Genomic DNA, 6,143 nt, shown 5'->3' on the forward strand with positions numbered 1-6,143 from the left:
GAGAAGTTTTTTGGTGCGTTGTGTCATAATTTTTCACACGCAGATTGAATTAAAGGGTGATTCAAATTATACTCCCAAACAAAGGAAAAAAGAGTTAAGGATTCTGTGTTAAGGATTCCGCATAATACTCGAAAAAAGATGATTATACGGGGAAATAATTCCGTATAATCAGTAGTTAGCTGGACGCAGCGTTTTTGTCGTAAAAAACCATGGAACGTTACGATCCAAACAAGCCGGTAGACCCCGAAGAATGGATGGCACTCGATGAAGGCGAGCGAGAGTACCTGGTCGAGCAGTACCACCGCAAGAAACGTATCAAGATGCCGAACTCGCAGATGCATGCGGCTATTCACGTCATCGTTGAAAACCAAGTCGCACTGGGTCGGGAGATTCCGGCACAGAAAACCCTCGCGCGCCTGATGCGGGAAGGACTAAATCGTCACGATGCTGTTCACGCTATTGGTTCCGTCTTGGCTGGGCATATGTTCGATCTGATTAAACATGGCCCAAGTGATCAGGACGTAAATGCGGCCTACTACCATCAACTTGAAGAATTGACCGCTGAAGGCTGGCTGAACAGTTTCGACGATGAATCGGAAGAAGAATGACCGAGGGGCCAGCTAACAAAACGATGGAGCCGACGCCCTTCGCGGCGAAGCCGCTCAGGGTTTCCTCGCCGCGCTAAAAGACGCGCGCGGCTCGGCGCGGCTCATCGTTGAGCCGTTAGGCACACTGAGAAACCACCATGAAGCTCGTCCTTAAACCCGACGCCAACGATGCGCGGAGAGTTCGGGAACTCGTCGAGCGGCACAAGGATGCTTCGATTATGCAAGATCGGATCCGGCGGAATCTCGCATCCCATAAGCGTCCTGTCACTCGAAACCATTTCTGGCAGATTCTTGTGTCTTGTCTAACGACGACGCAGCAGCGTTCAAGTCCAGGCGGCAAGGTGGACGTATTTTGCAGGACGCGCCCTTTTCCGTTGCGATATTCCATATGCGGCGCTTATAGGGACGTAGAGGCCTTCACCTATAAGATACTGAGGCGTTTTGGGCTCAGACGCACAAAGTCGATTGCCAGAGAAGTGGCGCATAATTTCGAACTTCTTGAAAATGGGTTTTGGCCAGAGGTGTCGAAGCGTTTGGAACTACTAAGGCGTTCAGGATCTCCCAAAGTCGAGCGTGAAGTTGCGGACTTCATAGACGACAACCTTTTGGGATTCGGTCCGAAGCAGTCACGAAATCTTCTTCAATGGCTCGGTCTCACGAAGTTCGAAACGCCTGTGGACAGTCGCGTGACGAAATGGCTGAATGATTCGGGGTTTCCGTTTCCGCTTTCAGCATCGCTTCTTGCTGACCGACGCTACTATCATTTCGTCAGCGACAGCATCAGCAAACTATGTAGCAAAGCCGGGGTGTTCCCGTGCGTTTTTGATGCGGCTGTCTTCGCGAGTTTTGACGACGTTTCAAGAAAGGACCGGGGTGCCTAACAACGCGTTGAACCCGCCGCCCCTGCGGTCGCTGTCGCGTCCGCAGCGGTACCCTCGGCTCGCAAAAAAAAACTAAACAGTGACACACCTTGACTATGGACAAATTCATGATTGAGGTGAATGGGGTCAAATCTTTTGTTGTTTGTAGCATCCGCTTATAAATATTTTAAAAAAGGGGATGATTGTTTTGTTATTGTATATAAATTAGGCATTTCCTATAAATTTCTTGATCAAATACAATTGAAATCCCGCAAGTCATTTATTACCTTATTACCTAATTTTGTGATTAAGGGAGAATTTTGCTACATCTTAAAATTAGTCAACAAAAGATTTGAACCCCTAATTTTATTCTCTAACGAAAGGGAAGTGTAAGTTAAAAGGATCGTTCAAGACAGCATTGAGTTAGGTAGACCAATGTTAAATAACCATTTAAAATATGATCATGCCCATCGATGATACTAAAGATTCGACGTGTCTAAAACACACGGAAATACTACTAAAAGTATTGAATGAAAATAGCAAGAATCTAGATCGCTTCGAGGCTTTAAAAAAAAGTTACGAGTTTTTGGATATTTCGTTAAAAAGAAAATCAAAGAGTGTAGATCCTGATATCTATAGAATACTTAATTTTATTCAATTTGCCTCTCTATGCAGTAATGATCTTAACATCGCAGCTTATGAGGTTTCGAATCCCAAACTTTACTCTTTAGAATGGGAAATTGTTAAACTATTTCATACTAAAATTTTGGCTCTTGTCCTTTTTGAGATCTTTGAAGACTTTATAAGACTTATACCAAATCCAATGTATAAAGTTGTTTCAAAATTTGATATAAAGAATGAATACGGTACACAATTAAAAGCGCTACACGCTGAATTAAGTGAAATGCGAAAGGAAGATTATGAATATTTAAAGAACATAAGAAATAAGATAAGTGCACACAAAGAGGATGATGCATCTGTGCAAATTAAGATTATAAAGGGGATTGATACAGTACGTGTAACTACTACGGAATTCAAATTAAGAACATGGTTAAATCGAGTTTTGAAAATTCTACACCCAATTCTCTTAAACTTTCATAATAAAATAATTCAAGATTCTGGATTGAAAGCAAGAAAACTAATAAAACAAACAGGTAAATAAATTCATCAAAATCAAAAACGCAAATTAAGCCCCGATTATTCTTTTTCGGGGGTCCCCCTCTTTCCCTTTGAAAAATTAACGCCTTAACGACGTTGCTTTGGCTTATATTGAAACTCAGCAGGATAAAGGGGACAACAGACCCCATTTTTCTCTCAGGTTTATATTATGAACTTTGCTTGCTGCGAGAGATGAAAGAATATATCTCACCTACCTTGCCTCTCTCTAGATCTCAGAAACGTTCTTAGTTTTATACGGCCATAGCTTAATTTCAGCTTTTAGGCTATCTTCAAAATTTGTAAGTATATTATAAATTACATAGAATTTATATTGTATTACGAAATATCAATCGATAAGGAGGACGTATGGAAACTGTAAAGGTCTCACCAAAGTATCAGGTGGTTATTCCTCGCGCAATTCGTAAAGTGCTGGGAATTCGACCTGGGCAGAAGGTGCAGGTAGTACAATATGAAAATCGAATTGAGTTGATTCCCATAAAGCCGATCCGGAAAACACGTGGTTTCCTTCAGGGAATTGACACAACAGTGGAAAGGGAGCCTGACCGGGTATGAATCTAGTAGATTCCTCCGGGTGGCTTGAATATTTTGCCGACGGACCGAATGCGGATTTCTTTGCTCCCGCTATTGAGAATCTCCCTAAATTAGTTGTTTCAGTAATTAATATTTATGAAGTATTTAAAAACGTGCTCCAGCAAAGAGGGGAGGGTGATGCGCTTCTGGCAGTCGCAATAATGGAGCAGGGAACCGTGATAAATCTAGATCCGACGATAGCTCTCAGTGCTGCCAAAATCTCAGTTGATTTAAAGCTTCCAATGGCTGACAGCGTAATACTTGCAACAGCTAAGGTATACAATGCCACATTGTGGACACAGGATTCGGATTTTAAAAGAATCGAAGGTGTGAAGTATGTTGAAAAAAAATAATCGCGCTTAGTTAACTAATCAAAAGTTAGGCCGCGTATCAAACAAATTAATATCTAATCCAAACCCACATCTACGCAACTAAGGGGATATTTTGGCTAACCTTGACGACCTATATACGATTGATGATCGGATTCGGGCTTTCGAGAACCATCGGGCTGGCTTCATGATATCCCTTGCCGGTCCTGGAACGGGAAAGACCAATTCATTCCTCCATCGTATCAGAGCACTCGTCTCCGGGGGAGGCGTTCAATTCGAAGAGATATGTTATCTGACATTCATCAAAGAAATCGCAAAGACCTTTCTTTCCGATTATCAAGAGGAATTCCCAGAGAATCTGGATGAAGTGAGCAGACCTAGGGTATCGACGCTCCACAGTTTCGCTTGCCGTCTTATACGCAACAGAGGGTTCAGTATCGGCTACGATGGCCCCCTCTACTTTGCGAGCATAGCTGATAGCGAAACTTTCGCATCACAAGTATTCCTCGCCGATCTTTTTCTAATCGTACGGTCATCTGGGCTGCGCTCCACGCCACAATTGCGCAACCTTCTGCAGCAAGTGAAGAAAGCTTGGCGTGACAACGCTGATCCTCAGACATTGCCTCAGCCTATTCCGACAGTTCTAGATGTCGGCCTTCGACTCGCAAGAGCATATAGGCTAGTCGATTGGGATCAGGCTATCCCGCTGGCCCATGAGCTTTTTCTTGACCCACGCAACCGATACAAGTGGCTTACCCAGCTACAGCATTATCTTGTGGACGAATATCAGGACTTCAATAGAGCGGAGCAAGCTTTCCTTGTTTCCCTAGCATCTACTGTTGCTTCTATGGTAATTGTTGGAGATGACAATCAAAGTATTTTCAGTGGCCGAGGTGGATCTCCTGAAGGGATGAGGAACCTTTTCCAGTCTTCTGTTCACGACCGAGTCTCACTACTGAGATGTCGTCGCTGCAAGAGAAACATATTGAATGCTGCCAACAGGTTCCTTCTCTGGATGGACCCTACTGCTCAGCCGATGCTTGCACACTATAATGGAGGTGCTGTCCACTGTTACCACTTTAAGAGTGCTAAGGCAGAGATTGGTTTTCTTGTCAACTACCTCACCACAAAGGTGGCAGAGCTTCCTGAGAACCCGTCGCCCAAACAGGGCATCGTATGCCTTTTCCCATCACGGAAGGCACTTGCTTTTTATTATGACCGCATTCAGCCAGAAGTGCCGTCCTATACTGGGAAGGCTACATCTCATCCAACCAGACAACAATTGGCACTTCTGTTGGAATTGGTCACCAATCCAAATCAGAGATTCATTGAACGCCTCATCCTTGAGTCGTTCACGGCTATAAAACCGCGCCACAGATTGGAAATAGTAAGGCTTATCCTACAACACGACATCTCTCCCTCTCAAGCTATAGACCGGTTAATCTCCACGGGCGTCCTTTCAGGGATCGCTGTAGCTGCCGGCCGGATGTTTGTTGAACTGTGTCGAAGTCTTTCTTCGCAAGATCCGCATCTCATTGCCAATGCACTTGCCAGTCATCTCGGACGTGAGGGAGGAGAACTCCGGCCTCTCATTGTAGACCTACTAAGTCAGCTAGGGGATACTGACCCAGATGACCTCATCAACGCAGTGTGTGACCGCGCGCTGCTGGAGTTTACATTGCCCACAGAGAATCGGCGCTCAGTCTTGTTCCTCACGATGCATGGGTCTAAAGGACTTACAAAGAAAACCGTTGTGCTTCCGGGGCTTGAACAGGTTTGGCTTCCAGGAGAATCATCGGGCGCTGACCTAGAGGAGAAGAAGAGGCTTTTCTATGTTGCCATCACTCGTGCCATGGACGACCTTCTAATAACGTATCCTCGCACCCGCGCACGAGGCAACCCACTAAACTATAATGCGGAGGGTCGAGGCAGGGTTTCTCATTTTGTTGAGCGGGCTGGCATCCCTGATATTTATTATGCATAAGAGAATTCACACGGACTGTCCAGCGCTAGCAGGTACTACAGGAACGCCATATGCGGCTTAATAACCCTCCCTTCCATAATCCGCTGGTAGCTTGGCAACTCTGAGTTGGTTGGTAAACCCTATTTTATTTTCCACTAAATTTGCAGAAAAAAAATAAATGTGACACATCTTGACTATGGATAAATTCATGATTATCTCATTAATTTATTTCTTTACCCTCTTCACGACTCTTATTCATAAAATAATGCATGCGTTCCCTTTTATTACTCTTTCCGTACGAATAGAGTAATGGTTTCGCCGTATGGTCTCTCGTACACGATCGACAAGTTTTTTGGTGCGTTGTCTCATAATTTTTCACACGCACTTTGAATTAAAGGGTGATTCAAATTATACTCCCAAACAAAGGAAAAAAGAGTTAAGGATTCTGTGTTAAGGATTCCGCATAATACTCAATAAAAGATGATTATACGGAAATAATTCCGTATAATCAGTAGTTATGCTTTTGTCTCGTTGCCACAACCAACAGGAGGAGCACGAAATGCGAATAGCCAAGCAAGACATACCAGTTAGAATCGACGTACCAGGCGCCGTAGCCCGACAAAAGACGAATTTC

Annotated in this window: 6 protein-coding genes; all 6 read left to right on the forward strand. The window is 44.1% G+C overall.

The window, feature by feature from the left end; all coding sequences use genetic code 11:
• Window positions 1-209: 209 nt before the first annotated feature.
• The gene (locus VGA95_03690) at window positions 210-608 is read left to right on the forward strand and encodes a hypothetical protein (protein HEX9665641.1); all 399 of its coding nucleotides are present in this window, start codon (window positions 210-212) and stop codon (window positions 606-608) included.
• Between the two features lie 293 nt (window positions 609-901).
• Complete coding sequence (locus VGA95_03695; protein ID HEX9665642.1) at window positions 902-1,489, forward strand: hypothetical protein; 588 nt, start codon at window positions 902-904, stop codon at window positions 1,487-1,489.
• Between the two features lie 505 nt (window positions 1,490-1,994).
• Window positions 1,995-2,630, forward strand: a complete 636-nt coding sequence (locus tag VGA95_03700; GenBank protein ID HEX9665643.1) for a hypothetical protein — start codon at window positions 1,995-1,997, stop codon at window positions 2,628-2,630.
• 362 nt (window positions 2,631-2,992) lie between these two features.
• Complete coding sequence (locus VGA95_03705; GenBank protein HEX9665644.1) at window positions 2,993-3,199, forward strand: AbrB/MazE/SpoVT family DNA-binding domain-containing protein; 207 nt, start codon at window positions 2,993-2,995, stop codon at window positions 3,197-3,199.
• Complete coding sequence (locus VGA95_03710) at window positions 3,196-3,570, forward strand: type II toxin-antitoxin system VapC family toxin (GenBank protein ID HEX9665645.1); 375 nt, start codon at window positions 3,196-3,198, stop codon at window positions 3,568-3,570. Before VGA95_03705 ends, VGA95_03710 begins: the two co-directional genes overlap by 4 nt.
• Before the next feature lie 91 nt (window positions 3,571-3,661).
• Entirely contained in the window at window positions 3,662-5,530 is a 1,869-nt protein-coding gene (locus VGA95_03715; protein ID HEX9665646.1) for an ATP-dependent helicase, read from the forward strand.
• The last annotated feature ends 613 nt before the right edge of the window (window positions 5,531-6,143 follow it).

The organism is Thermodesulfobacteriota bacterium (genome assembly GCA_036397855.1).
Taxonomy (GTDB): domain Bacteria; phylum Desulfobacterota_D; class UBA1144; order Nemesobacterales; family CSP1-2; genus DASWID01.